Origin of the sequence: Streptomyces hydrogenans (genome assembly GCF_014656075.1) — a bacterium.
GTDB lineage: Bacteria > Actinomycetota > Actinomycetes > Streptomycetales > Streptomycetaceae > Streptomyces > Streptomyces hydrogenans.
Genome location: NZ_BNBS01000005.1, coordinates 57,684 through 82,328, shown reverse-complemented (window position 1 = coordinate 82,328; position 24,645 = coordinate 57,684). Strand labels below are relative to the sequence as shown.

Here is a 24,645-nt window from a genome sequence, read left to right as displayed (position 1 = left end):
ACCTGGCTCGGCACGCGTTCACGTGCCGTGCCCGGTCAGACTCACGAGTGGATCACATGGTTGTACGAACGGATCAGGCCAAGTGGTCGTAGGAGAAACCCACATGGACGTCCGAGACGGCCTTCTTGGCGAAGGGCGCGTGCCAGTCGCCGGTCCCGGTGTAGAGGTAGACCCGGCCCGTCGCGGACTCGTGGGCGAAGAGGTCGGCCCGTCCGTCGTGGTTCACGTCCCCGGCCCCGGTGAGCTGCCCGTAGACCTGCCAGCCGCCCCCGATGGGCTTGCGGGCCGTGAAGGTGCCGTCCCCCTTGCCGAGGTAGAGCCACAGGAGGCCGTCCTTGTCGCGGGCGACGAGGTCCCCGCCCGCCGCGCCGCCGATGTCGCCGACCGCGGTGAGCTGGTTGTAGACGCCCCAGCCGTCGCCGATCTTCTTGCGGGTCTCGTAGGGGTAGCCGATGTCCCCGGTGGCCTCGTAGAGGTAGAGCGCGCCGGTCTTGTCGCTGCCGACGAGGTCCGCTCGGCCGTCGCCGGTGAAGTCGCTGCCGCCGGCGATCCTGTCGTACGTCTGCCAGCCGCCGCCGATGCGGGTCCGGGGGAGGAAACCGCCCTTGCCGTCGCCCTGGTGGAGCCAGAGGACGCCGGCCGCGTCCCGCGCGACCACGTCCGCCGCGTAGTTGTCGGACCCGCCCGAGACGATGGCGTCGCCGACGACCTCGATCTTGTCGTAGCCCTGCCAGCCGGTGCCGGCCGACGCCCGGGGGCGGCCGTCCGCGGCGCTGTCCCGCCACAGCGTCCCCGAGGCGTCCCGGCCCAGGAGGTCGGGGTACCCGTCGGCGTCGATGTCGTGGGCGAGGCCGGCCGGGGTGGTGCTGCGGGCCATGAACGTCACGACGGGCTTGTCGTCGGCACCGAGCGCGACGCGGTGGATGCCGACGTCTCCTTCCCGGGCGCCCTGCGCGACGACGGCTGTTCCATCGACGACGGTGGACAGGGCGTCGACCCGATCGAAGAGAGTGACCGTCGTCCCGGTCACCAGGTGCCGTGCCTGACCCCCGAACAGCAGCCAGTCACCGAGCAGTTCCACGGCGAGGGGGCCGGTGCCCGCCACCGGGACGACCACGTGCTTGCCGGTCGTCCGCTCGCGGACCACCACGTGACGACCGGAGGCCGAGCTCGCCTCCTCGGCCCACGCCACCCGGGTCGCCGAGACCGCCTGCACTCTCGGGTACGTCTCCGACACCGTGACGGTGGCCAGGTCGATCAGCCCCACCCGCTGTTCGCCCTCGGCGGTGCGGAAATCCAGCAGGCCCACCGTCGCGGTGGCCGGACGCACCTTCAGATAGCTGGTCCCCGCGGGCAGCCCCCGGATCTCGCGAGGCGCCGCGTCCTTCGTGTCCAGCCACAGGGGACTCTTCTCCCCTTGGCTGTCGTCGGGCCTCAGGGCGACGGCCGACCCGGCGGTGCCCGCGTAGAGGGCGTCGAGGACACCGGGCACCGGGTCCGCGCGCCAGGTCTCCCCGGTCCTCAGGTCGTAGCCCATGCCGTAGTAGCCCTCTGACGACCCGGCCAGCATCTCCCCGGACACGTCGTGCCAGGTGTCGTAGTCGAACCGGTAGTCGTCGAAGTCGCGGTGCGGGCCGCCCGCGTACGGTACCCAGCGCAGCTTCCTGTAGTCCTGATCCCCGGTGGGGACGTCGAGGACGTAGCCCTGCGCCCCCGCGCCGAGCAGCACGGTCCCCGGCAGCAGGGAGCGGAAGGGGTCGTCGGACGTCTCGGTGGTGGTGGCGGCGGCCGCCGAAGGCGCGACGACCGCGCCCGTGCCGACGGTCAACGCGAGAACGGCCGCGACGGCGGCGGCGAGACGGGTGGTGGCGGTGGTGGTGCGGTACTGCAAAGAGACCCCCAGGGAAGAACGAAGCACCGATGTGCCGTGCCCGATCAGACAGGGGGTGGGGTCGGAAGGTTGTACGAAGGACCGCGAATCGTCCGTGCGGTCGCACGACGAGCCGTCTCGACCGCGACCAACGGCAGACGGCGTCGCGGGTCCCTGAGCCGCGCCCGCCCCCGGCTGCCGGTGCGACGTCCGCGACGTCCGCCGCGGATCGCATCCAGGGTGTTCGTGAGGGGCCGGGGCCGGCGGGCGGGTATCCACACACGTGAGGCCCGGATCCTGTGGATCCGGGCCTCACGTCATCAGTAGCGGGGACAGGATTTGAACCTGCGACCTCTGGGTTATGAGCCCAGCGAGCTACCGAGCTGCTCCACCCCGCGTCGGTGAACACCACCCTACGCCATCCGCGAGGCCTCTCAGACCAAAGCCGTCCCCGCAGACCCCCTGGCCCGGGGGACACGCGGTAGGCGGTTCGCGTCAGGCGATCCGCCCGAGCCGTGGACCGGGCCGTCGACGTCTACCGCCGGTCCCACTCGGTCCGGGTCAGCGCGTACTCGACTTCACCGTGCTCGGAGCCCCCGATCGCCTCCGGCCAGTCCCCGGTGAAGTGCCGGACGAGGACCAGGCCCGACTTCTCCATGACGCGGCGGGAGCGGGTGTTCACGGCCATCGTGTTCGCCGTGACCCGCTCGACCTCCAGGTCGGTGAACCCCTTGTGGATCAGGGCCCGGGAGCCTTCGGTGGCGTAGCCGTGCCCCCACGCCGCCCGGTTCAACCGGTAGCCGAGTTCGACCACGGCGGGGCTGCCCTCGTCCAGCGGCCGGAACTCGAACCAGCCCAGGAAGGTGCCGGTGTCCTTCTCCTGGGCGGCCCAGTAGCCGCGGGTCCCCCAGCACGGGTGGTCGTGCAGGAGCCGCGGCAGGACCCGCGTCTCGACCGCCTCGCGGCTGGTCGGGCGACCGCCGTTGAGGAAACGCATGACCTCGGGATCGTTGTCCAGCGCGAACAGGTGGTCGGTGTCGGCCGTCGTGAACGCGCGCAGGACGAGCCGGTCGGTCTTCAGGAAGGTGGACATGCCGCGATCCTCCCCACGGGCCGGCCGGACCCACCACCGGTTTTCGGGCGCCGCACCCTCCATGGAGGACCGTCGCGGCACTCGGGCTGTGCGGGGAGCACGGCGCCGGGGCCGTTCCCCGTGCGCCGCGCACATCCGGTGCCGGGCGGGTCCGCCTAGGGTGCCGCCACTCCTCACGTCGAGGGATGCGTAGCCTGTGCCGAGGCCCGGAAGGACAGTCGATGAGCGCCATGAGAGAAACAGCACCAAGAGGCGAGGAAGGCATGGTCGGAGAGGCCGGTCCGGTCCGGTCCGTGGGGTACTGGTTCGAGGACATGCCCTTCCGGAGGGCCCACCTGCTGGCCGCGACGGCCCTCTTCATGGCCTTCGTGATCGAGTCGTGGGAGCAGCTCGCCCTCGTCTACGTCTCCGGTGACCTCGGGAGCTCCTTCGGCATCGACGAGGGGGCCATCGGCTGGGCCCTGTCCGCCGTCGCGCTCGGCATGATCCCGGGCAGCCTCGTCTGGGGTCCGGTCTCGGACCGGATCGGCCGGCGCGCGGTCTGCCTGTGGTCGCTGGCGGCCTACGGCGTCATCGCCCTGGTCAGCGCGTTCTCGCCGAACTTCACCGTCCTGATGGTCACACGGTTCCTGTCCGGCCTCGCCCTCGCCGGCATCTACACCGTCACCTTCCCCTACTTCCTGGAACTGCTGCCGTCGCGGCTGCGGGGCCGGGCCGCGGTCTACCTCTCGGTCGGCTGGCCGATCGGCGTCCTCCTCGCCGTCGGCGTCACCCAGCTCCTCGGCGGTCTCGGCTGGCACGTCGTCGCCGTCGCCAGCGGTCTGGCCGGCGCCTGGGTCTTCGCGATCCGCGCGTGGGTGCCCGAGTCCCCGTACTGGCTGGCGGAGCGCGGCCGTCACGCCGAGGCCGCCGCCGTCCTCCGGAAGCTGGGGGCGGACGTGCCGGAAGGCACGGTCTTCGCCTCCTCGGCGGAGGGCAAGGAGCGCGCGGGGCAGCCGCTCGACCTGTTCCGCGGCCGCCTGCTGCGCGTCACGGTCCTCATGCTCGTCGTGAACTTCGCCTTCAACTGGGGCTACTGGGGCCTCCAGACCTGGCTGCCGACGCTCCTGCAGGACAAGGGCCTCAGCATGTCCGCCAGCCTGGGGTTCGTCGCCCTCAGCGCGGTCTTCATGATCCCCGGCTACGTCTCCGCGTCGCTGCTGACCGGCCGCTACGGCCGCAAGAAGGTCTTCCTGCCGTACGTCGGACTCGCCGCCGTCTCCGGAGTGGCCTTCGCCTACGCGGACACGCTGACCAGCATGTACGTGGCGAACTTCGCCCTCTCGTTCTTCTGCCTGGGCGCCTGGGGCGTCTGGAACACCTGGAACGGCGAGTTCTACCCGACCGCCCTGCGCGCCACCGGGTACTCGTGGGCGACGGCCGCCCAGCTCGGCGCCACCTCCCTCGCCCCGTCCGTGGTCGGCTACCTGCTGGCCCGGGCCACCGGACACTCCTCGACGGTCCTCTTCATCATGGCCTTCCTCGCCGTCGCCCTCCTGTGCGCGGCCCCGCTCCCGGAGACCGAGGGCAAGGACCTGGAATAGCCGAACCTCCGAGAGGCGGGTGGCGGACCTTTCCGGGGCCGGGCGGCCGACCCTCCCGGGGGCCGGGGTCGCGAGCCGACACCCGTGATCGCGGCCGGTGGAAGGATGGGGACATGCGGATCGGAATCGACGTGGGGCGCGCCACCAGCACCGCCGTGCTCGTCGACGCGGCGGGCCGGGTGCTCGCCGAGGCCGTCGTCGACAGCGCTCCCCGCACCGGACTCTGCGTCCGGCGGGCGCTCGCCGCGCTCGGCCCGCTCCCCGGACCGGTCGGGGCGGTCGCCGTCGTCACCGACCTGGCCCGCCGGCCGCCCCGCCCCCGGCCCGTCGCCGTCCTGCGCATCGCCCCCGGGAGCCATGCCGCGCTCGCGCCGCTCGCCGACCGGCCCGAGGCGGCGCACACCGCGCTCGGAGGGCTGACGGGCGTCGTCGCCGGCGGCAGCGCCGTCACCGGCGGGTCGCTCGGCCCGCTCGACCGGGACGGCGCCGCGGCCTTCGCCGGCCGGGCCCGGGACGCGGGCGTCCGGGTCTTCGCCGTGTGCGCGGCCGGTGCCCCCGCCCGGCCGGGACCCGAACTGGACGCGGCGGCGGTCCTCGCGGCCACGGTGCCCGGGGCGTCGCTCAGCCTCTCGTACGAGACCGGCGCCGCCGGCCTGCGCGAGCGCGAGAACGCCACCGCCGTCAACGCCGCCCTCGGCGGCTGGGCCGAGGAGCTCGTCGCCGACTGCCGTGCCGCGCTGCGGTCCGCGCGGATCGCGGCACCCCTCTGCTTCGCCCGGGACGACGGAGGGCTCGTGTCGGCCGAGTACTTCGCCCGGCACCCCGTGATCGCCACCGCCCCCGCCTCGGCCTGCGCCGCCCGGGGCGCCCTCGCCCGTACCGGACTCGACCAGGCGGTCGTCGTCGACGCGGGCGCCCGCTCTGTCCGGTGTCTCGTCGTGCGCGACGGCGAGCCGGAACGCTCCACGCGGCTGCTTCCGGGCCCCTTCGGGGTACGCCTCGCGCTCGGCGCCCCGGAGGTCGTGGAGACCGACGGCGCGGAGGCGGCCGAGGTTCCGGCGACGGTCGCCCGGCTGCTGGAACGGGTCCCCGGTGCCGGCGTGCTGTACACGGGCGGCCGGGCCGAGGCGTTCGGCGCTCCGGTCGGACCGGGGGAGCCCCCGGCCGGAGACCGGGAGCGGGGGACCGGCAGAAACGTGACCCGGGCCGACACCCGAACCACTGGCCGGACCGGCGCGGGAGCCGACGCGCGGACGGACGCCCGGACGGACGCCCGCACGGACGTCCGGACCGGCGCCGGGGCCGACGCAGACCCCGCCCTCCACGGCCGGTACCCCCGGCTCACCGACGCCGCCCGTTACGCCGCGCGGGCGGACTGCCGGATCGAAGTGGAGCAGGTGATCTCCGCCGCGGGCCGCGCCGAGCTCGACCAGGCGCTCGCCGCCGTCCGCGACCACGCCCTCTCGCGGTGCGTCGCGGCCGGGGCGGCCCCCGGTTCCGTACGGATCGAGAGCCTGGCCCACGCCCCCGTCGCGTATCTGCCCGCGGGGGTGCACCGCGTGACGGTACGGGCGGCGGGCGCCCCTGCCCCGGGCGCGACGCCATGACCGCGCCGGCCGCCGGCCGCCCGGTCCGCGCGCTGACCGTCGACGACCTGGAAGACCTCGCCGTCGGCGCACGCGTCCTCGCCGCGGGGACCGAGGAGTCCGCCTACCACGTGGCACTCGACTGGGCCGCCGCGGAACTCGCCGCGCACGGACCCGTCCCGCTGCTCCCCGTGGACCGGCTGCCCGGCACCGGGCTCTGCGTGGCGGTCACCCTGGCCGGGGCCTCGGCCGCCCTCGCCGAGCAGCTGCCCACGGGAGAGGAGCCGGTCCGGGCCGTGCGCGCCGTCGAGCGGGTCGCCGGCCGGGCCGCCGAGGCCGTCGTGCCGCTCAACGCCGCCGCGGAGAACGCCCTCATCGCCCTCGCGACCGCCGCCCGCTGCGGCCTCCCGCTCGTCGACGGGGACGGGTGCGGACGCGTGCTGCCCCTCCTGGAACAGACCCTCTTCACGCTCGCCGGCGTCGCCCCCGCCCCGCTCGCCCTCGCCACCCCGAGCGGCGACGTCGTGGCCGTGGAGTCGGCGCGGGGCCGGGTGGAGGACCTCGTCCGCCCCCTCGTGCTCGCCTCCGGCGGTTGGGCGGTGGCCGCCGCGTACCCGATGGACGGTGCCCGGCTCGCCTCGTGCCTCGTCCCCGGAACCGTCAGCAGGGCCGTCGCCGCCGGCGCGGCCACCGGCCGGGCGCGCTTCGCGCCCTGGCGCCCCCGCAGCCTGTGCCGCGGGCGGATCGTGGCGGTCGAACAGTCGGCGGGCGCGTACGAGAACCACGAGAACGGCGCCGCCGGACCCCTCACCGGCCTGCCCGGCGGACCGGCGGGCGGTACGGCCGCAGCGGTGCCCCACGGCACGCTCGGCGGCGTCCCCGACCGCGTGCCCCTGCCGTCCCGCCCGACCAGCGTGCTCGTCGAGGAGGACGAGGGACTGCGGCGGAGGTTCCGGCTGGAGGCCCACAACGAGATCCTGCTCGTCCTCGCGGACGGCGCGCCGGCCGCCTCCCTGCCCGACCAGATCCTCATGCTCTCCAGAACCGACCGCAGAGTCCTGGACGTGGAGCGCGCCGTGCCGGGAACGGCCGTCGAGGTGGTCGTCATCGAGGCCCCGGCGGCCTGGTACACCCCGGAAGGACGGGCCCTCGCCCGCACCGGAAGCGGAGGAACCCGATGAGCGGACCCGACCCGGGCTTCCGTCCCCTGACCCTCACCGAACTGCTCCAGGACGGCCCCCTCGCGGACATCGAGGTCCACGGGCCGGTCGGCGCCGCCGTGCCCGTCACCGCGGTACGCATCGTGGACCGGCTCGCCGCGCTGGACGAGGTGCGCCCGCGCAGCGCCGTCGTCCTCACCGCCGGGGCGGCGGCCGCCGCCTGGACGGTCGAGATGGCGCTGCGCAAGGCGTGGGAGCAGGCGGCCGCCTGCGTGGTCGTCTCACGCGAGGCCGGCCTGCCCGGCTCGGTCGCCGAGCTCGCGGGGCGGCTCGGCATCCCGTTCCTGGTCGTGCCGGGCGACCCGCTGGACGCTGCCGTGCGGATCGCCTCCGCCGTCGCCCGCCCCGAGGCCGGGCGCACCGCCCTGATCGCGGGCGCGGCCCGGCAGATCGCCGGGGCCGGCATCCGCCCCGCACGGCTCCTCTCCGCGCTCCACGCGGTCCTCCCCGCCACCTCCGTGGCGCTCACCGGCCCGGCGGGGGAGCTGCTCGCGGGTCGCGCCGGGGCGCTCGACCCCACGGACCGGACCGCGCGGGTGACGGTGGAGGTCGCCGGGCCCGGCGGAGAACCGCTCGCCGTCCTGACGGCGGGCTTCCGGGACCGCCCGGCCGGCTGGGAGGCCACCGTGCGCGAGGTCCTCGGGCTCGCCGTCGCGCCCCTGACCGCCTGGGCGGCGACCGAACGCCTCGCCGCCGAACGGGACGGGCGCCGCGCCTCGGGCCTGCTGGCGGAACTCCTCGCCCGCTACGGCGACGACACCACCGCCGAGCCCGACGGCGCGCGACGGGACCCGGGGGAGCGGCGTGCCCCGGTCGGGAACGAGCGGCGGAGCCCCGGGGCAGACGCACCACGGGACGTGCTGGAGGACCCGACGGGGGACGAGCGGCGGGCCCTGGGCCGGGCCGAGCCGAACCCGCCGGAGACCGGCGCCGCCGACCCGCACGATCCGCTGCTCGCCGCGGCGGTCGCCCTCGGCTGGCCGCTGCGCGGGCCCTTCGTCGTCCACGCCGTCCGGCCGTTCGGCCCGGCCGCCCCGGACTCGGGGCCGCCCGGGCCGGAGACCGGGCCGCTGCTCGCGGCCCGCTGGGCCCGGGCCGGCACGGGGGCCGGACCCCTGATCGCGTACGAGGGCGTGTGGGTGGCCTGGGAGTCCGTGGCGGACCCGGACGGCGCAGGGCGCGACCCCCTGGCCCGCGCCGAACGCCGGTTGCGCGCCGCCTGCTCCGAGCCCGGCCTGCCGGCGCCCTCCGCGGGTGCGGTCGCTGGACCGGTCGCCTCCCTCGGAGGTCTCGGGCAGGCCCTCGCCGACGCGGTGGCCGCGGTCGGGGTGGCCCGGCCGGGCACCGTCGTGCGCGCGGACCGGGTCGGCCCGGCCCACCTGCTCACCGCGCTGCCCCGCGAGGCGCTGCGGGCCCCCGCGCGGGCCCTGCTCGCGCCCCTCCTCGCGGTGGACCGCGACGGGTCGCTGCTGCGGACCCTGGCGGTGCTGCTCGACGTCGGCGGGGCGCCGTCGGTCGCGGCGGCCCGGCTCGGGGTGCACCGCAACACCGTGAGCGCCCGCCTCGAACGGCTCCGCGCCCTCGGCTGCGATCCGGACGACCCGGGGCTCCGCCTGCCGCTGCACCTGGCGTGCCGGGTGCAGCTGGACGCGACGGAGCCCGAGGTGCCGGAGGATCAGGCGGAGCCCCCGGAAGGGGAGCCGGCCGGGTAGTCGGCCGCGGCGCGGCCGGGGCTCAGCAGGCCCTGCCGGACGTCCTCGGCGACCGCCGCGGGGTCCCGCTCGGCGGCGGGGCCGAAGCCGCCGCCCCCGCCGCTCTCGCAGCGCAGGACGTCGCCCGCGCGGACGGGCAGCGCGTTCACCTTGAGCAGGGAACGGGCTTCGGCGCGGCCGGGGTTGAGGGTGACGCGCGGCGGGGCGCCGGCCCCGCCGTCGAACAGGCCCCACGCCGGCGTGTCCGACCGCTCCCACCACAGGGAGAGGTCCTGGTCGGCGGTGAAGCGGTACTGGCGCACCACGCCGTTGCCGCCCCGGGTGCGGCCGGTGCCCGCGGAGTCGGCCCGTACGGCGTACTCCTCGACCCGCACGGGGAAGAGGGTCTCCAGGACCTCCACGGGCATGTCGCGGAGCGAGCCGTTGACGTTGTTGATCAGGCAGGACTCGCCGTCGCCGGTCTCCCAGGCGCCCCAGCCGCCGACGGTCGCCTCCTGGGAGACGAACAGCTTGCCCGTCCGCGGGTCGAGGCCGGTGAACTGCACGATCATCGAGTCGCCGTAGGAGGCGGCCGCGGCCCGCTCCGGCACGGCCGGGGCGAGCGCGCGGACGACGAGGTCGATGACGAGACCGAGGTGGGAGTAGTAGTACTGGCAGGCGGCGGGTTCGATCGCGGCCAGCATGGAACCAGGACGGGTGACGACGTCGAGCGGCTTGAACGACCCGCCGTTGAGCGGCACTTCGCCACTGACGAGGAGCTTGTAGCCGACCCGGCACGCGGCGACGGTCTGCGCGGCGCCGCAGTTGACGGGCCCGGTCGCCTGGTCGGCGCACTCGGTGAGGTCCATCGTCATCCGGTCGCCGTCGATCGTCACGCGGACGGTGACGGAGAGTGGCACGTCCAGGTCGATGCCGTCGTTGTCGAGCCGACCGGTCGCCTCGTACACCCCGTCGGGGACGGCCGCGATCTGCTCGCGCTCCAGGCGCTCGGTCTGCGCGAAGATGGCGTCGCGCGCCGCCAGCAGCGTGTCCGTGCCCCAGCGCTCCACGATCTCCGCCAGCCGCCGGGCGCCGGTCAGGGCGCAGGCCACCTGGGCGCGCATGTCACCGAGCGTGGGCTGCGGGAAACGCACCTGGCGGGCGATCAGATCGTGTACGAGCACGCACGGTTCACCACCCTCGTAGATCTTCAGCGGACCCATCCGCAGACCCTCCTGGTGGATCGAGGTGGAGTCCATCGAACCCCCCGGGTCCTTCGACCCCATGTCGATCCAGTGGGCCCGCGAGGCGGCGAAGCCGACGAGCTCGCCCCGGACGTGGATGGGGGCGTAGACGGTCACGTCGTTGAGGTGGGTCCCGCCGATGTACGAGTCGTTCAGCACCCACACGTCGCCCTCGCGCCACACGTCGGAGCCGTACATCCGCTCCGTGGCCCGGGTGCACTCCTCCAGGTTGCCGAGGAAGATCGGCAGCCCCGAGGACTGGCCGAGGACGTGGTGGTCGCGGTCGAGGAGGGCGACCGCGCAGTCCTTGGCCTCGTAGATGGTCGGGGTGTACGCCGAGCGGATCAGGGTGGTGTTCATGTCCTCCGCGGCCTGGAGCAGGGCGCAGCGGATGATCTCCGTGGTGACCGGGTCGACAGCGGTCCGGTCCGCCGGGGTGGGGGTGCTCACGCGGTGCCTCCGAGCTTGATGACGAGGAAGCCGTTCGCGTCGACGGTGACGTGGGCGTCCGGCGGTACGACGGTGGTGGAGGTGGCCTCGACGACGATCGCCGGACCGCTGAACTCCTCGCCCGCGGCCAGGTGTTCGCGGCGCAGGACGGGCGTCTCGTGGCTTGCGCCGTCGAAGAAGACCGGCTTGACGCGACCGGCCCACGGGTTCTCCCCGGCCTCCGGGGCGTACCCGGCCGGGGCGAGGTCCGGTGATCCGCCGAGCGCCGTGGTGCGCAGCGTCACGAACTCGACCGGGGCCCCCGGGGTGGCGTGGCCGTACCGCCGCTCGTGCAGACCGGCGAAGCGCGCCGACACCCGGGCGAGGAACCCCTCGGCGGCGGGCTCGGCGGAGTCGTCGAGCGGCACGGTGAGGGTGTAGTCCTGGCCCTCGTACCGCATGTCGACGGCGTGCTCGACCCGCCGCAGCCCGACGGGCACGCCCTGCTCGCCGAGGACGGCGCGCCCCTCGATGCCCAGCGCGTCCAGCGCCGACGCCATGGCGGCGCCGTCGAGGGCGTCACCGGAGGTGAAGAACTGTCGGGTCAGGTCGCGGCGGACCTCGGTGCCGAGCATGCCCCACGCGGAGAACGCGCCGGGGAAGCGCGGCACGACGACCTCCGCCACCCCGAGCTCACGGGCGATCTCCACCGCGTGCATCGGGCCGGCTCCGCCGAAGGCGAGGAGGGTGAACTCGCGCGGCTCCAGGCCGTGTTCCACGGTGAGGGTGCGGATCGCCTGCGCCATCTTGGCGTTGGCGACCCCGCAGATGCCGCCGGCCAGCGCGACGGCGGAGAGCCCGAGTTCGGTGGCGAGCCCCTCCACGGCCCGCTGCGCCGCGCCCGTGTCGAGGGTCATGTGACCGCCGGCGAACCACTCCGGGTCGACCCGGCCGAGGACCGCGTTCGCGTCCGTCACGGTCGGCCGGGTACCGCCGCGCCCGTAGCAGGCCGGTCCGGGAGCGGCCCCCGCGGACTCGGGGCCGACCCGCAGGCCGCCCGCCTCCGCGTAGGCGATCGAGCCGCCGCCCGCGCCGATCGTGTGCAGGTTGACCAGCGGCATCAGGACCGGAAAACCGTCCGCCGCACCCTCGTTGGAGATGTCGGGCCGCCCGTCGAGGACGAGGGAGACGTCGAACGACGTGCCGCCCATGTCGACGCAGATCGCGTTCGGCCGGCCGAGCAGGGCGGCCGCCGCGACACCGCCCATGGTGCCGCCGACCGGCCCGGACAGCAGCGTCTGGAGCGGGTGGCGGCGGGCGAAGGCGGCGTTGACGACCCCGCCCGAGGACTGCATGACCTGTACCGGCACACCGAGACCGCGCTCGGCGAACCGCTCCTCGATCCGGCCGAGGTACCGGCGCACGACGGGCCCGGTGTACGCGTCGAGGACGGCCGACGACGTCCGCTCGTACTCGCGCCACTCGCCCGCCACGCGGTGCGAGAGGACGACCATCACGTCCTCGCCCAGCTCCTCCGCGAGGATCTCCCCGGCCCGCCGCTCGTGCGCCGGTTCGACGTAGCTGAAGAGGAAGGAGACGGCGACCGCCGTGAAACCCTCGTCCTTCGCCCGCCGGGCCGCGGCCCGCACCGCCTCCTCGTCGAGCGGACGCAGTTCCTCACCGCGCCAGTCGAGCCGCCCGCCGACCTCGGCCGTGGCGTACCGCTCCACCAGTGGCACCGGCTTGCGGTAGTGCAGGTCGAACATCCGGTCCCGGTTGCCCCGGGCGATGTGGTAGACGTCCCGCATGCCCTCGGACATGAGGAGCAGGACACGGGCGCCCTTGCGCTCCAGCAGGGCGTTCAGGCCCTGGGTCGTGCCGTGGACGAAGAAGGAGATCGCCGCGGGATCCTCCACCGCCCGCTCCAGCGAGGCGAAGACGCCCTCCGCCAGGTCTCCCGGCGTCGTCGGCGCCTTCGCCGCGCGGTAGGTGCCGCTCGTCTCGTCATAGGCGACGACATCGGTGAACGTCCCACCGATGTCCATGGCCACCCGGTATGTCATGCCGCCTCCCGGCTGTCTCGGGGAATGCCCGGACGCTAACGAGAGGCGGGGGAGCGGCTCCCGTGCGCGGCGCACAGACGGAGGAGACCGGCTGTGCATGCGGCACACCCACGCAGGGGGCCGGGTCGGGGCGGGTCCCCGCGCGGTGGCCCGTCGGACGGGTCCTGGCTGCGTGACCGGGTCGGGTGAGCCCCGCCCCATGGCCGGGGCGGGCGGCTCCTGGCCCCGCGGCCGGGTCAGGCGGGTCCTCGCACTGCGGCCGGGCCAGATGAGCCCTCACCCCGTGGCCGGGGCGGCCGGGCCCTCGCCCCGCCGGGGTCAGGCGGGCACTCCGCCCGTCTGCCGGACGTCCTCGTGGAGGTGCACGATCCGCCACGCGCCGTCCCCGCCCTGCCGCAGGACCACCGTGTTGCGGACGAGCTCCGGCCTCGTCTCCCGTCCGTCCGGCCCCGGGGCGAACTCGACCCGCAGCAGGTACCGCAGCACGGCGAGGTCACCGAAGACGTCGACGACCGGCTCGGAGGCGTACAGCCCGCTCTCCTCCGGCCCTTCCCCCGCCGCCGGCCGCTCGTCGCGAACCCGGTCCAGGTCAGGCTTCCCGAACAGCAGCGGCTCGGCGGCCGAGTCCCAGATCGTCGCCTCCGGATCGAGCGCCGCGTCGATCCGCGCCCGGTCCCCCGCCTCGTACGCCTCGTACATCCCGGTGATCACCGCCCAGACCGCCTCGGCATCCTCCGGAGAGGCCCCGGGACGGGCGGCGGAAGACGGCACGGCACGTGCATCGGACACGAAGACCTCCAGAGCGGGATCGAACACAGGCGGGCCACTCTAGGCACCCCGGCCGGCGCCGACCGGACCTGGGTCTGCGTGCCCCCCGACCGAGCGGTCGCCGGAAGAGGCGCGTCCCGGCTCCGACACGAGCGGAGGTCGGAGCCCGGTCGCCGACGGACACCACCACCGACGGGCCCTGCCTCCCGCGCCCGCGGGCCGGGGTTTCGCCGGGTGTCAGTCCGCCTTGTTCTCGGTGATCCAGCGGGCGGCGAGGAGGCCGGAGGCGGCGGTGAGGACGGCGGCCGCGATGACGGTGGCGTTCAGTCCGAGCCGGTCGGCGAGGAGGCCGGCGAGGAGCGCTCCGGCGGCGTAGCCGATGTCGCGCCAGAAGCGGTAGGTGCCCAGGGCGTTGGCGCGCCAGGCGGGGTGGGCGTGGTCGGAGACGGAGGCGATGAGGGCCGGGTAGACCATGGCGGTGCCGAGGCCGAGGGCCACGGCGGAGAGGACACCGGCGAGCATGGGGCTGTCGAGCAGGGCGAGGGCGAGGACGAAGCCTCCTGCCTGGACGAGCATGCCCGTGACGATGAGGGGTTTGCGGCCGACGCGGTCGGCGAGGTGACCGGTGGGGATCTGGCCGATGCCCCAGAGGATCGGGTACAGGCCCTTGATGAGGCCGACGGCGGCGAGGCCGAGTCCGTGGTCGGTGAAGAGGAGCGGGAAGACGCCCCAGGTGAGGCCGTCGTTGAGGTTGTTGACCAGTCCGGCCTGGCTGACGCCGCGCAAGGACCGGTGGTGCCAGGAGGTGCGGGCGAAGGTGGCCTTGAGGCCGGTGTCCTCTCCGGAGGGCAACGGCACGGTGTGCTGGGCGAGTTCGAGGGCGACGTGCGCGGCGGTGTCGCGGACGACAAGGGCGAGGGCGAGGCCCGCGACGACGAACACGACGCCGATCAGCTCCGGTACCGGCCGCAGGCCGTAGCTGGTCGCGAGGTAGCCGGTGAGCAGTGCCGTGACGCCGACGGCGGTGTACCCGGCGGCCTCGTTCAGGCCGGTGGCCAGGCCGCGGCGGGCGGGCCCGACGAGGTCGATCTTCATGTTGACCGTCATCGACCAGGTCAGGCCCTGGTTCAGGCCGAGCAGCACGTTGGCCGCCACGATCCAGCCCCAGGAGGGCGCGTACGCGAGGACGAACGGTACGGGGACGCCGATCAGCCAGCCCGCGACGAGGAGCTGCTTGCGGCGGAAGCGGGCCGTCAGGGCCCCGGCGGCCAGGTTGGTGAGGGCCTTGGTCAGGCCGAAGGCGATGATGAAGGAGAAGACGGCCAGGTCGCTGGTCAGTCGGAAGGTCTCGGACCCGATGAGGGGCACGGTGGTGCGTTCGAGGCCGACGAGCCCGCCGACACAGACGTTGACGATGACGAGCAGCGTGAACTGAAGGCGGTTCTCGCGCAGTCCGAGGCGTACGGGACGTCCGTGAGCGTCGACCGGTGGCGCGGTCGGGGTGGTGGTGTTCACGCGGTGGATCCTTCGGTTCCCTGGACGAGCTTCCGGTCGTGGGCGGTCGTCGGCGAGGCTCGTCATGTGTCCTTCCGGAGCGACGGCCGAAGCGAACGGCCGGAGCGGGAGCCCACGAGGCGGACTCATCACCCACCCATGAGTTACAGTAATCCATAGATGTTTGGAGGAAGCAATGCGGGATGCCCTCACCGGCGGCACCAAGGCCGCCCTCTACGACGCCTTCGCGGTCAGCGGCAAGGCGCTGGCCAGCGGAAAGCGTCTGGAACTGCTCGACCTGCTCGCCCAGGGCGAGCGCACCGTCGACGCGCTCGCGAAGGCGGCCGGACTGAACCTGACCACCGCGTCCGCGCACCTGCAGACCCTCAAGCAGGCCGGATTCGTCGCCACCCGTCGTGAGGGCGTACGCATCCACTACCGGCTCGCCGGCGAGGACGTGGCCCAGCTCCTCGCCCTGCTGCGCAAGGTCGCCGACCGCCACCAGGCCGCCGTCCCCGCCGCCCGCGACGCCTACCTCGGCCCTGACGCCGGCGCCGAGCTGACCCGCGAAGAGCTGCGCGCACGGGTGGCGGCCGGGAGCGTCGTGGTCCTCGACGTACGCCCCGTGGAGGAGTACCTCGCCGGACACATCCCCGGAGCCGTGTCGATCCCCGTCGACGAACTCGCCTCACGCGTCCACGAGCTGCCCGAGCAGACCGAGATCGTCGTCTACTGCCGAGGCGAATACTGCGTCCTGGCCTACGACGCCGTACGCATGCTGACGGAGCGGGGACGGCAGGCGGTCCGCCTCCACGACGGCATGGTGGAATGGCGCCTCGCCGAACTCCCCGTCGACACGACGGACCCCTCGTGAGCCCGGCGCAGGCCCCCCTCGCTCCGCCCCCGGGACTCGCCGGGGAGACCGAGAGGGCGGCCCCTGCTCTCGCCGAGGGGACTGCCGCGCTGTGACCGTGCCTCCCGTCCCCACGCCGGACCTCGTCGTCGACGGCACCGGGCTGCTCTGCGTCACCCTCCTGCTCCGCCTGCGCAAGGAGATCGACGACAGGGCCCCGGACACCGTGGTCCACGTCGTGGCCACCGACCCCGCCGCCCCCTTGGACCTGCCCGCCTGGTGCCACATGACCGGCCACGACTACCTCGGTCCCGTCCCGGACCCGGAGGGCCGGCCCGTCTATGCCCTGCGGCTCGTCGCCGGTGCGCTGGCCACCCGCCCTGACGCCCCGTGGCGCTCCGTAGGCCGACGGTCGAACCCCTGAACCCGGCGGTACGAAGAGCTCAAGGCCCGCGTCGACGCCCCACGCCGTCAAGGACACGACGCGGCGTGAACTGGCAGTTCAGCCGAAGCCCCCACGCGATGGAACTGATCGAGGGGCTGCCCTTCGAAGGGCAAGTCGCCCTGTCCGAGTACAGCGACCACCTTGGGTGGCGGGCTTCTTCCTGGTCGTTTCGGATTCGGAATCGTCTCAAGCCGAGGATGCTGCGGAGGGCGTGAGTAGTGCGAGGCGGAGGTCAACTCGTAGTCGGTAGAGAATCGTTCGAACGGTCGTTTCGATCGGGTGATCGCGGGTGATGCCCGGCATGAGGGCAGAGCCTGGCGGTACGCGGGAAAACTCGGCGGAGCCGCCGGCCGTGCGCTGCTACGGTCGGGCGTCATGAGCTGGCTTCCCGACGACTTCGTCCACCCCGTCCTGGTACCGCTGCCGGGCGGTGGCCATCACCTGCGGCCGATCCGGGAGGCGGACACCCCGCTCGACTATCCGGCCGTGATGGGTTCGCGCGAGCGGCTGTGGACCATCTTCGGCCCGGCCTGGGGCTGGCCCGCGGCCACCATGACCTACGAGGCCGACCAGGCCGACCTGTTGCGGCACGAGAAGGAGATCGCCGCGCACCAGTCCTTCAACTACGCGCTGTTCGACGCGGCGGAGACGGCTCTGCTCGGCTGTGTCTACATCGACCCGCCCGAGCGGGCCGGCGCGGACGGCGAGATCTCCTGGTGGGTGGTGGACGAGCTGGTCGGCGGCGAGGTCGAGCAGACCCTCGACGCTCTGGTGCCGCAGTGGATCGCCGCCGACTGGCCGTTCGAGCAGCCGCGCTTCCTCGGCCGTGAGGTCTCCTGGTCGGACTGGCTCGCCCTGCCGCGGCATCCCGACGCGTAAGTGGTGGAAGAGGACTGTCATCGGCCGTTGTTGGACGCCCTCCGCCACCTGGTCGCGGGCGTGAGGGCAGCCGAGGAGTGGTGAGGGCGCCGGGAGCATGCCGTCCGCCCGCCCTTCTCCGGGGAGGCCGCAACCCCCAGCCCCGGGGCCGGCGTCGCGAGAGGCGCCGATGCGCCCGAACCGCCAGAGCGAAGCCCGTGAGAGTGCCGCGATGCGTGGAAGCCGGCGGAGGCGGCCCTTCGAGCTACTCGCTGGGCGCCTTTCCGTAGTAGGGACTGACGATCCGCGCCAGTTTCCGCTGGATGACCCGTAGCGTCCTGATCGTCGTCTCGTCGTCGCGTCCCGTGGTCGTTCGCCACTCGACGCCCGAGCCGGCGAGGTCGCTGACGAAGACGATCTCCGTGGCCAGCAGGGTCCGTGCCCAGTCTGCTGCGCCGAGCGGGGCGTCCTGGGCGAGCGCGTTCCGGAGCCTTTGGCATTGCCGGAGCAGATCCTGCTCGTCGGCGAACCCCATGCCCGCCGCGAGTCGATCACTGCAGCGTGCGGGGCCGCCCCATTCCAGGAGCGCACGGCTCAGCAGTGCGACCTCGGACTCGGTGACCAGCTCGCTCGCCCTCGCCATGCCGTGCGACACAGGTTCATCCCTCCGCAATGCGCTCCACGCAGCTCGAAGCTCTCGGTCGACCACGCTACCGACCCCTTCACCGTCGCCGGCAGATGATTCCCGCAACGCCGCGTATGCGGCCGTTCCTTCCGCGCCAGGACGGCTCGCCACCGTCACGCATGCCTGAACGGCCACGGCGGTCTCGTCACGTTCCGGGAATCCGAGAGTCCAGGGGCCTTCCGGGAGGCTCGCACCCTGCAAGTCCGGCCGAGACCGAGGTTCACCCACGCGCCCGGACCCACCCCCCACGACGTCGCCCTCGGCGTTTCGGCCAACCACCGTACGGCGCACCTCCGTTGGGATACGCGGATCGATGCACCCTCCACGCTCCGACACGCGCTGATTCCCGGGGATACGACGGAGGCCGAAAGACACCAGTTCGATATCTCGGTGCGGTCGTTGAGCCTCACAACCCCCGCCGGACGACCGTTCAGGAGGACCCGCCGTTGACCTCGACGCGCATGAACGAGCAGCAGACCCCGCCGCCACCCCCGCCCGCTGAGATCACCTACAGCGGGCAGTACGCCATCAACCCGCTCGCCGAAGTCTCCTTCCGGCGCATGTGCGCGCAGATCCCCGCCGTCCTGGGCCGCATCGCGAGGCTTTCGTGGCGGACCGACCCGCGCGCCGTGCGGCTGCTCGTCGGCTGCCAGCTGATCACCGGCGCCTCCGCCGCCGTACTGCTGACGGCCACCGCCCGGGCCATGGGGCCCGTCCTCGGAGCCGGTTCCGCCGCGGAGCGGCTGCGGGGCGCGCTGCCGGCGTTGCTGGTGGTGGCCCTCGCCGCCGCGCTGGCCCGTACGGCCGGGGCGGTGACCGCGTACGCGGAGCGGCGGATCACGCCGAGGCTGACGACGGAGACGGACTCGGCACTGGTCGAGGCGGTGTGCCGGGTGGAGGCGGTGGCGTACGCGGAGGACGGGTTCGCGGACCGGCGCGAGGCCGCGGAGATGGGGGTGATGCGCACCCACGTGATGGTGACCGACGCCCAGCGGTTCGTGTCGGCGGTGATCCGCATGGTCACCGCCGGTGGCGTGCTGTCCGTGCTGAACCCTCTGATGCTGCCACTGCTCCTGCTCGCCGTCCTGCCGGCCGGTGTCGGGGCGGTACTGAGCGCGCGGGTCGACTACGAGATCCACTACGGCAACATCGCCGACCGCAACGTCCGCGGCATGATGCGCTGGTGGGCGACCGAGTCCAAGTACAGCGACGAGGTCCGCGCGAACTCCATGACCGACTACCTCGTCTACTGGTACAAGACCCTGTCCGACCGGTGTGACCGGCGCACCCTGAGCGCCGCGCCGCGCACCCTGCGGATCGCCCTGCTGTCCGCGCTGGCCGGCGGCGTCTTCCTGCTGCTGACGTGGGGTGCCCTGGCGTGGCTGGCCGTGTCCGGCCGGATCGACCTCGCGATCGCCGCGACGGCCGTGATCGCCGTGCAGACCACGCTCGCCGCCCTGTCCCAGGTCGTCGTCAACGGTGCCGCGGTCTTCCACACCAGCCTGTACCTCGGCGACATGCAGGCGTTCCTCGACGCCGCAGCCGCCCGCGCCCCCGAGCGCGGCCCCCACCGTCTCGCCGAGCCGGTGGACGAGATCCGTCTGGAGGAGGTCGTCTACCAGTACCCGGGCAAGGACAAGCCCGCCGTCGACGGCGTCTCCCTGACCCTGCGGCGCGGCCAGATCCTCGCGATCGTCGGGGCGAACGGCTCCGGGAAGAGCACGCTCACCCGCCTGCTGACCGGCGTCTACCTGGCGGACAAGGGCACCGTCACGTGGAACGGCACCGACCTCGCCGGCGTGGACCCCGCGACGGTGTGGAAGCACACCGGTCTCGTGCCGCAGATCTTCGCGCAGTGGCCGCTGCGCGTCCGCGAGAACGTGACCCTCGGCCAGCCGCGCACCCACGACGACACACCGGTGTGGGAGGCCGTCGACGCGGTCGGTCTGCGCGACGCCGTCGAAGACCTCCCCGCCGGCCTCGACACCCTCCTCGCCCGGGACCTCTGGGGCGGCACGGAACTCTCCGGCGGCCAGTGGCAGCGCATCGCCTGCTCCAGGGCCCTGTACCGCCGGCCCGAACTGCTGATCCTTGACGAGCCCACCTCCCAGATGGACCCCAGGGGCGAGCACCAGATCTTCGAGCAGATCAAGGCGATCGCCGCGGACCGCATCACCATCGTCGTCACCCACCGCCTGGAGAACACCAAGATCGCCGACCACGTCATCGTGATGGAACACGGCCGGATCACCGAACAGGGCCGGTACGACGACCTCGCCCACGGCGGCGGAACCTTCGCCGAACTCCTGGAACTCTCCCAGGACCGCTGACCCACCTCGGGCCCCGTCCTGCACGCCCGCTTCACGACTGCGGCGCACTCGGCCCCCGCGACCGTGCGGGGGCCGAAGTGTTCTCGGGCGGCCGCAGCCGGGGGTGCGGAGAGACATCGCCGGCAGCGCTGAAGAAGCTCAGTGTTCGTCTTCCGTCTCTCTGGCGCGGCGGCGGTGGTCGCCGGGCACGATGCCCATGACGCGCTTGAAGGCGACGCTGAGGGCGCTCTCGGAGCCGTAGTCGATGGTGCGGGCGAGTTCGGCGACGGTCCAGGGGCGCGCCGGTTCCCGGTGCAGGGCGGTCAGAGCCGCCTCGGCCAGCGGGTCGGCGAGGCCGACGTGCCGGCCGGGGGAGTGGTGCGGGGCGGTGGCCAGGTGCAGGCGGAGGGTGTGGACGAGTATGACGACGGCGAGGCGCTCCGCCACGAGGCCGACGGCCATCGGCCGGTGCGTGAGCTCTTGATCGATGACGGCGAGGGCCTGGCCCACCGACTGGGCGTGCGGGGTTCCCGCCGGGATGTGGATGACCGGGGCAGCCGGTCGAGGAGCAGTTCCCGTGCGCCGAAGGAGAAGCCCCCGCCGATGAGGAGGGTGCTCTCGCCCCGGCCCGCTCGGGCGGTGCCGTCGCCGGCGGCGGCGAAGAGGGGTGCGGCGGGGACGGGGGCGGCCACGTCCGTCCTACTGGCGGCCTCTCCGCTGCTGGACGGCGTCACGGGCCGTTACTGCGAGGGCAACCAGGAGGCGCGGATCGTGCGCGGCGACGAGGAGGGCCGCGTCGGTGGCGTAGCCGCCCACGCGCTCGACCCGGAGACGGCCGACCGGCTCTGGGAGTAAGCCGCGGCGGCTTTCTCTCGCACGGTCTGACGCGCGGGCGCGGAGGGAGGCGACCCATTCACAGAGCGGACGCAAATATACGGCGCTTGCATTAGTCCGCGCGTGCAAGTAATGTCTTCACCTGTAAGGCGCGCTCGCCTCACATACGAGTGCTCATACGGGCCTCTCGGCCCTTCCCCCCACCTCTCGCGAAGGCACTTCCCATGTCGCTCAAGAACCTCCTTCCCGGCCGCCTCGGCTTCGGCACCGCCCCGCTCGGCAACATGTTCCGCGCGATTCCCGACGAGGAGGCCCGCGCCACCGTCGAGGCCGCCTGGGAGCAGGGCGTCCGCTTCTACGACACCGCCCCCTTCTACGGCGCCGGCCTCGCCGAGGAGCGGCTCGGCGAGGTCCTCGCCGGCAAGCCGCGCGACGAGTACGTCCTGTCGACCAAGGTCGGCCGGGTCATCCTCGACGAGCACGAGACGGACGTGCCCGACTTCGGCGAGAAGGGCGGCCTCTTCGAGCACGGCAACCCCAACAAGATCCTCCACGAGTGGACCGCCGAGGCCACCGAGCGCTCCATCGAGGGCAGCCTCAAGCGCCTGGGCACCGACCGGCTCGACATCGTCTGGGTCCACGACATCGCGCAGGACTTCCACGGCGACGCCTGGCTCGGCAAGTTCGAGGAGGCCCGCACCGGCGCCTTCCGCGTCCTGTCCCGCCTGCGCGACGAGGGCGTCATCAAGGCCTGGGGCCTCGGCGTCAACAAGACCGAGCCCATCGAGCTGACCCTCGCCCTCGACGAGCCGCGGCCCGACGGCTTCCTCCTCGCCGGCCGCTACACCCTCCTCGACCACGAGCACGCCCTCACCCGCCTGCTCCCCCTGGCCCAGGAGCAGGGCGTCGACATGGTCGTCGGCGGCCCCTACAGCTCCGGCATCCTCGCCGGCGGCACCCACTTCGAGTACCAGCAGGCCCCCGCCGAGATCATCGAGCGCGTCGGAAAGCTGAAGGCCCTGGCCGAGCGGCACGGCATCTCCATCAAGGCCGCCGCCCTCCAGTTCTCCCTCGCCCACCCCGCCTCCGCCACCGTCATCCCCGGCGCCACCCGGCCCAGCCGCATCGCCGAGGACACCGCCGCCCTGAACGAGACCGTCCCGGCCGCCTTCTGGACCGACCTGCGCGCCGCCGGACTCATCAGCCCGGCCGCCCCGCTCCCGCACGGCGCCTGACCCCAACGCCCCACCTCCCCCCCCACACACACATACAGCAACAGGAGCACCACCATGGCTTCGACGTCCGTCTCCCGCGTCGTCCCCGCCTCCCCCCAGCAGGTCTGGAACCTCATCGGCGGCTTCGATGCCCTCCCCGACTGGCTCCCCTACATCCCCGAGAGCACCGCCCTCGACGGCGGCCGGGTCCGCCGCCTGGCCAACCCCGACGGCGACGTCATCGTCGAGCGCCTGGTCGGCTTCGACGAGGCCGAACGGCACTACAGCTACGCGATCCTCGAAGCGCCGTTCCCGGTCGACGGCTACGTCTCCACCCTCCGGGTCCACACGGTCCCCGGCCGGGACGACGTCGCCGAGGTCCAGTGGTCCGGCCGCTTCAACCCCAAGGGCGCCACCGAGCAGGAGGTCGTCGACCTCTTCACCGGCATCTACGCCGACGGGCTCGACGCCCTGCACAAGACCCTCGCCGCCTGACACCGACGGCCCACCCGCTCGGCCCGGACACGCCCCCCACCGCGTGCCCGGGCCGCGGTCCGTTCCAGGGTCCCTTCCGCCGTCTGCCCCCGCCGCGCCGTCCGCCGTCCCCCGTTAATCGTCCGCCGTCCGCCGTCCGCCGTCCCCAAGGAGACACGAAGTCCCATGACCGCCACCGATCCCGCGCTCACCGCCCTCGTCAGCGGATGGGCCACCCTGTCCCTCTTGCACAGCAGGATCGAGACCCACATCGAGCGCGCCCTGCAGTCCCGGAACAGCCTGAGCGTGCGGGAGTACGCACTCCTCGACGTGCTCAGCCGACAGCACGACGGCGAAGGCGGCCACCTGCAGATGAAGCAGGTCGCCGACGCGGTCGTCCTGAGCCAGAGCGCGACGACGCGCCTGGTCAGCCGCCTGGAGAACCGCGGCCTGCTGGCCCGCTACCTCTGCCCGACCGACCGCCGCGGCATCTACACCGACGTCACGGCCGACGGGCTGGAGCTCCTGACGGAGGCCCGGCCGACGCACGACGCCGCCTGCCGCGAGGCGCTCGACGAGGCCGCCACGCATCCCGAACTGGCGTCGCTCGCCGAAGCGGTGCGCACGGTCGGGACTCCGTTCCCCCGCCTGAAGCGCACGGCCCCGTGAGTACGGCCCCTTCCCGTCGACGGTCAGAGGGGCCTGACCGGTGAGCGATCCGGCGAAGACACTGATGGCGGGCGCGGTCGCCATCCTGTCCGTCGCCCTGTTCGTCGCTGTCCTCCAGCATGCCTACGGGGCATGACCCCGCCCAGCCGGCCACCGCCGCCCCAACCGAAGTGCCGTGTCGTGAACGTCATGCAGAGCGGTGAGGACCCCGCGGCGACGTGCCGGCACGAGCAGAGCGCGTCGTTCGCCGCCGGGCGCCGCGTCGGCGTACACGTGAAGGGTGGCTTCAGTGAGCGCTCCGCCGGCGGAGGACACCCACGGCGGCCGTCACCGGGCCGGACACGTCCCGCTCTGAGCCCCGCTCGTGCGTGACCTCAGCTGCTGGCCTCACCGGGGGCGCGACTCAGGACCCAGACGCCGTAGGCATCGTTCGCGGGGTGGAGCTGGTACGTGCCTGCCCGCAGGTCGACGCGGAGGCCGGCGGCAGCGAGATCCGCCTCGAACTCGGCCGCGGTGTAGGCATGGGCGTGCGGCGGCCGGTCCTGGAGGTGGAAGCCGATGAGGATCCGGCCGTTCTCGCCGAGGACGGAGCGCATCGCGCGCAGGGCCGCGCGTTCGGTGCCCTCGGCCAGGTAGACCATGACGTTGCCCACGCACACGACCAGGTCGAACGGGCCGTCGTCAGGGCCGAGGCCGAGGATGTCGCGTTCCTCGATCGACAGCCCGGGGTACGTCTCCCGGGCCTGCCGGACCAGCGCCTCGTCGGGCTCGATCGCGACCACGTCGTGCCCGCGCCGCAGAAGCGCCGCGGTCACCCGCCCCATGCCGGCACCGGCGTCGAGCACTCGGGCACCCCGCGGCAGGAGGGTGTCGGCGAGCCGGGCTTCGCCGTCGATGTCCTCGCCGGCGGAGACGAGCTCGGCGAACCGCTTGCCGTAGTTTCCGCTGTTCCCCGCCTCCTGCCAGCGGGTGCGCCGCGTCGTCATCGGCAGGTGCTCGTGTGTGCCGGCGTGATCTTGTTCATGCTCCACATCCTAGGACTGCCGGCGGACACGCGAACGCGGCACTCCCACGCTCGCCATCGCCCCTCAAGGCTGTGGCCTGCCGGGCGACACCGCCGGCAGCATCCACGGCGAGCGCGCTTGCCCACCAACAGCCCAGAACCAAAGTGTCTGCTGCGCCCGACAGTTCAGACGGAAACGGGCAGCTGAAGCATCCGGTGCCGGCAGCTCGGTGAGCCGGGACAAGGGGCCGCCCGAAGCC

At 73.6% G+C, this 24,645-nt stretch carries 19 protein-coding genes, 1 tRNA gene and 2 pseudogenes; 12 read left to right on the top strand and 10 right to left on the bottom strand.

Translation table 11 applies throughout. The annotated features are described in order from the left end of the window. Positions 1–73 precede the first annotated feature (73 nt). The 3 genes from IE321_RS03965 to IE321_RS03955 form a co-directional block, all read right to left on the bottom strand. Positions 74–1,891: an FG-GAP repeat domain-containing protein gene (locus IE321_RS03965; protein ID WP_190221793.1), complete on the bottom strand. Its 1,818-nt coding sequence runs from the start codon at positions 1,889–1,891 to the stop codon at positions 74–76. A gap of 303 nt (positions 1,892–2,194) precedes the next feature. Continuing rightward, a tRNA-Met gene (locus tag IE321_RS03960) sits at positions 2,195–2,268 on the bottom strand. Positions 2,269–2,405: 137 nt separating this feature from the next. Continuing rightward, positions 2,406–2,963 (bottom strand): GNAT family N-acetyltransferase, encoded by a 558-nt coding sequence (locus IE321_RS03955; protein WP_190221792.1) that lies wholly within the window; start codon positions 2,961–2,963, stop codon positions 2,406–2,408. Positions 2,964–3,256: 293 nt separating this feature from the next. Between IE321_RS03955 and IE321_RS03950 the strand changes: the two genes are divergently transcribed. The 4 genes from IE321_RS03950 to IE321_RS03935 all read left to right on the top strand — a co-directional run bounded on the left by IE321_RS03950 (position 3,257) and on the right by IE321_RS03935 (position 9,064). Then, positions 3,257–4,546 carry an MFS transporter gene (locus IE321_RS03950; protein ID WP_226652907.1) on the top strand — a complete coding sequence of 430 codons (1,290 nt, stop codon included), beginning with the start codon at positions 3,257–3,259 and terminating at the stop codon, positions 4,544–4,546. Positions 4,547–4,659: 113 nt separating this feature from the next. Beyond that, positions 4,660–6,153: a hydantoinase/oxoprolinase family protein gene (locus tag IE321_RS03945; RefSeq protein WP_190221791.1), complete on the top strand. Its 1,494-nt coding sequence runs from the start codon at positions 4,660–4,662 to the stop codon at positions 6,151–6,153. Next, positions 6,150–7,313: a DUF917 domain-containing protein gene (locus tag IE321_RS03940; protein ID WP_190221790.1), complete on the top strand. Its 1,164-nt coding sequence runs from the start codon at positions 6,150–6,152 to the stop codon at positions 7,311–7,313. Before IE321_RS03945 ends, IE321_RS03940 begins: the two co-directional genes overlap by 4 nt. Then, positions 7,310–9,064, top strand: a complete 1,755-nt coding sequence (locus tag IE321_RS03935; RefSeq protein WP_226652905.1) for a helix-turn-helix domain-containing protein — start codon at positions 7,310–7,312, stop codon at positions 9,062–9,064. Before IE321_RS03940 ends, IE321_RS03935 begins: the two co-directional genes overlap by 4 nt. Here IE321_RS03935 and IE321_RS03930 read toward each other — a convergent pair. From IE321_RS03930 to IE321_RS03915, 4 genes are all read right to left on the bottom strand, one after another. Further along, the gene (locus IE321_RS03930; RefSeq protein ID WP_190221789.1) at positions 9,028–10,737 is read right to left on the bottom strand and encodes a hydantoinase B/oxoprolinase family protein; all 1,710 of its coding nucleotides are present in this window, start codon (positions 10,735–10,737) and stop codon (positions 9,028–9,030) included. The two genes, IE321_RS03935 and IE321_RS03930, sit on opposite strands and share 37 nt — an antisense overlap. Further along, positions 10,734–12,779, bottom strand: coding sequence for a hydantoinase/oxoprolinase family protein (locus IE321_RS03925; RefSeq protein ID WP_190221788.1), 2,046 nt, complete (start codon positions 12,777–12,779; stop codon positions 10,734–10,736). The genes IE321_RS03930 and IE321_RS03925 overlap by 4 nt, the downstream gene beginning before the upstream one ends. Before the next feature lie 318 nt (positions 12,780–13,097). Then, on the bottom strand, positions 13,098–13,568 hold the full coding sequence (locus IE321_RS03920) for a YybH family protein (RefSeq protein ID WP_226652904.1): 471 nt from the start codon (positions 13,566–13,568) through the stop codon (positions 13,098–13,100). A 216-nt stretch (positions 13,569–13,784) separates the two neighbouring features. Further along, positions 13,785–15,062, bottom strand: coding sequence for an MFS transporter (locus IE321_RS03915; protein WP_190221787.1), 1,278 nt, complete (start codon positions 15,060–15,062; stop codon positions 13,785–13,787). A gap of 175 nt (positions 15,063–15,237) precedes the next feature. On the opposite strand from IE321_RS03915, the gene IE321_RS03910 reads away from it, so the two are divergent. The 3 genes from IE321_RS03910 (at position 15,238) to IE321_RS03900 (ending at position 17,218) form a co-directional block, all read left to right on the top strand. Then, a complete protein-coding gene (locus tag IE321_RS03910) occupies positions 15,238–15,915 on the top strand; it encodes an ArsR/SmtB family transcription factor (RefSeq protein WP_190221786.1) in 678 nt (225 codons plus the stop codon). Positions 15,916–16,006: 91 nt separating this feature from the next. Further along, complete coding sequence (locus tag IE321_RS03905) at positions 16,007–16,318, top strand: sulfurtransferase TusA family protein (RefSeq protein WP_190221785.1); 312 nt, start codon at positions 16,007–16,009, stop codon at positions 16,316–16,318. A gap of 396 nt (positions 16,319–16,714) precedes the next feature. Continuing rightward, positions 16,715–17,218 (top strand): GNAT family N-acetyltransferase, encoded by a 504-nt coding sequence (locus IE321_RS03900; RefSeq protein WP_190221784.1) that lies wholly within the window; start codon positions 16,715–16,717, stop codon positions 17,216–17,218. Positions 17,219–17,462: 244 nt separating this feature from the next. Here the strand turns inward: IE321_RS03900 and IE321_RS03895 are convergent, their stop codons facing one another. Next, positions 17,463–17,840, bottom strand: a complete 378-nt coding sequence (locus IE321_RS03895) for a hypothetical protein (protein ID WP_190221783.1) — start codon at positions 17,838–17,840, stop codon at positions 17,463–17,465. Between the two features lie 503 nt (positions 17,841–18,343). On the opposite strand from IE321_RS03895, the gene IE321_RS03890 reads away from it, so the two are divergent. Further along, complete coding sequence (locus IE321_RS03890) at positions 18,344–20,212, top strand: ATP-binding cassette domain-containing protein (RefSeq protein WP_226652903.1); 1,869 nt, start codon at positions 18,344–18,346, stop codon at positions 20,210–20,212. Between the two features lie 138 nt (positions 20,213–20,350). Here the strand turns inward: IE321_RS03890 and IE321_RS43315 are convergent. Continuing rightward, positions 20,351–20,880 (bottom strand): annotated as a pseudogene (locus tag IE321_RS43315) (AraC family transcriptional regulator); the annotation flags it as partial. Here IE321_RS43315 and IE321_RS03880 point away from each other — a divergent pair. The 4 genes and pseudogenes from IE321_RS03880 to IE321_RS03865 all read left to right on the top strand — a co-directional run. Next, a pseudogene (locus tag IE321_RS03880) lies at positions 20,873–21,046 on the top strand (SDR family NAD(P)-dependent oxidoreductase); the annotation flags it as partial. The pseudogenes IE321_RS43315 and IE321_RS03880 overlap by 8 nt on opposite strands. Positions 21,047–21,249: 203 nt before the next feature. Continuing rightward, positions 21,250–22,260, top strand: a complete 1,011-nt coding sequence (locus IE321_RS03875; protein ID WP_190221780.1) for an aldo/keto reductase — start codon at positions 21,250–21,252, stop codon at positions 22,258–22,260. A 54-nt stretch (positions 22,261–22,314) separates the two neighbouring features. Then, positions 22,315–22,734: an SRPBCC family protein gene (locus IE321_RS03870; RefSeq protein WP_190221779.1), complete on the top strand. Its 420-nt coding sequence runs from the start codon at positions 22,315–22,317 to the stop codon at positions 22,732–22,734. Positions 22,735–22,899: 165 nt separating this feature from the next. Next, positions 22,900–23,382: a MarR family winged helix-turn-helix transcriptional regulator gene (locus IE321_RS03865; protein ID WP_190221778.1), complete on the top strand. Its 483-nt coding sequence runs from the start codon at positions 22,900–22,902 to the stop codon at positions 23,380–23,382. A gap of 374 nt (positions 23,383–23,756) precedes the next feature. Here IE321_RS03865 and IE321_RS03860 read toward each other — a convergent pair whose 3' ends face one another. Continuing rightward, on the bottom strand, positions 23,757–24,368 hold the full coding sequence (locus IE321_RS03860; protein WP_190221777.1) for a class I SAM-dependent methyltransferase: 612 nt from the start codon (positions 24,366–24,368) through the stop codon (positions 23,757–23,759). Positions 24,369–24,645: the final 277 nt, after the last annotated feature.

Coding starts and splice junctions, on each gene's coding strand:
- IE321_RS03890 (WP_226652903.1), top strand. CDS start 18,344: ATGAACGAGCAGCAGACCCCGCCGCCACCCCCGCCCGCTGAGATCACC.
- IE321_RS03940 (WP_190221790.1), top strand. CDS start 6,150: ATGACCGCGCCGGCCGCCGGCCGCCCGGTCCGCGCGCTGACCGTCGAC.
- IE321_RS03925 (WP_190221788.1), bottom strand. CDS start 12,779: ATGACATACCGGGTGGCCATGGACATCGGTGGGACGTTCACCGATGTC.
- IE321_RS03870 (WP_190221779.1), top strand. CDS start 22,315: ATGGCTTCGACGTCCGTCTCCCGCGTCGTCCCCGCCTCCCCCCAGCAG.
- IE321_RS03945 (WP_190221791.1), top strand. CDS start 4,660: ATGCGGATCGGAATCGACGTGGGGCGCGCCACCAGCACCGCCGTGCTC.
- IE321_RS03860 (WP_190221777.1), bottom strand. CDS start 24,368: ATGACGACGCGGCGCACCCGCTGGCAGGAGGCGGGGAACAGCGGAAAC.
- IE321_RS03875 (WP_190221780.1), top strand. CDS start 21,250: ATGTCGCTCAAGAACCTCCTTCCCGGCCGCCTCGGCTTCGGCACCGCC.
- IE321_RS03955 (WP_190221792.1), bottom strand. CDS start 2,963: ATGTCCACCTTCCTGAAGACCGACCGGCTCGTCCTGCGCGCGTTCACG.
- IE321_RS03935 (WP_226652905.1), top strand. CDS start 7,310: ATGAGCGGACCCGACCCGGGCTTCCGTCCCCTGACCCTCACCGAACTG.
- IE321_RS03895 (WP_190221783.1), bottom strand. CDS start 17,840: ATGGCGAGGGCGAGCGAGCTGGTCACCGAGTCCGAGGTCGCACTGCTG.
- IE321_RS03910 (WP_190221786.1), top strand. CDS start 15,238: ATGCGGGATGCCCTCACCGGCGGCACCAAGGCCGCCCTCTACGACGCC.
- IE321_RS03900 (WP_190221784.1), top strand. CDS start 16,715: ATGAGCTGGCTTCCCGACGACTTCGTCCACCCCGTCCTGGTACCGCTG.
- IE321_RS03865 (WP_190221778.1), top strand. CDS start 22,900: ATGACCGCCACCGATCCCGCGCTCACCGCCCTCGTCAGCGGATGGGCC.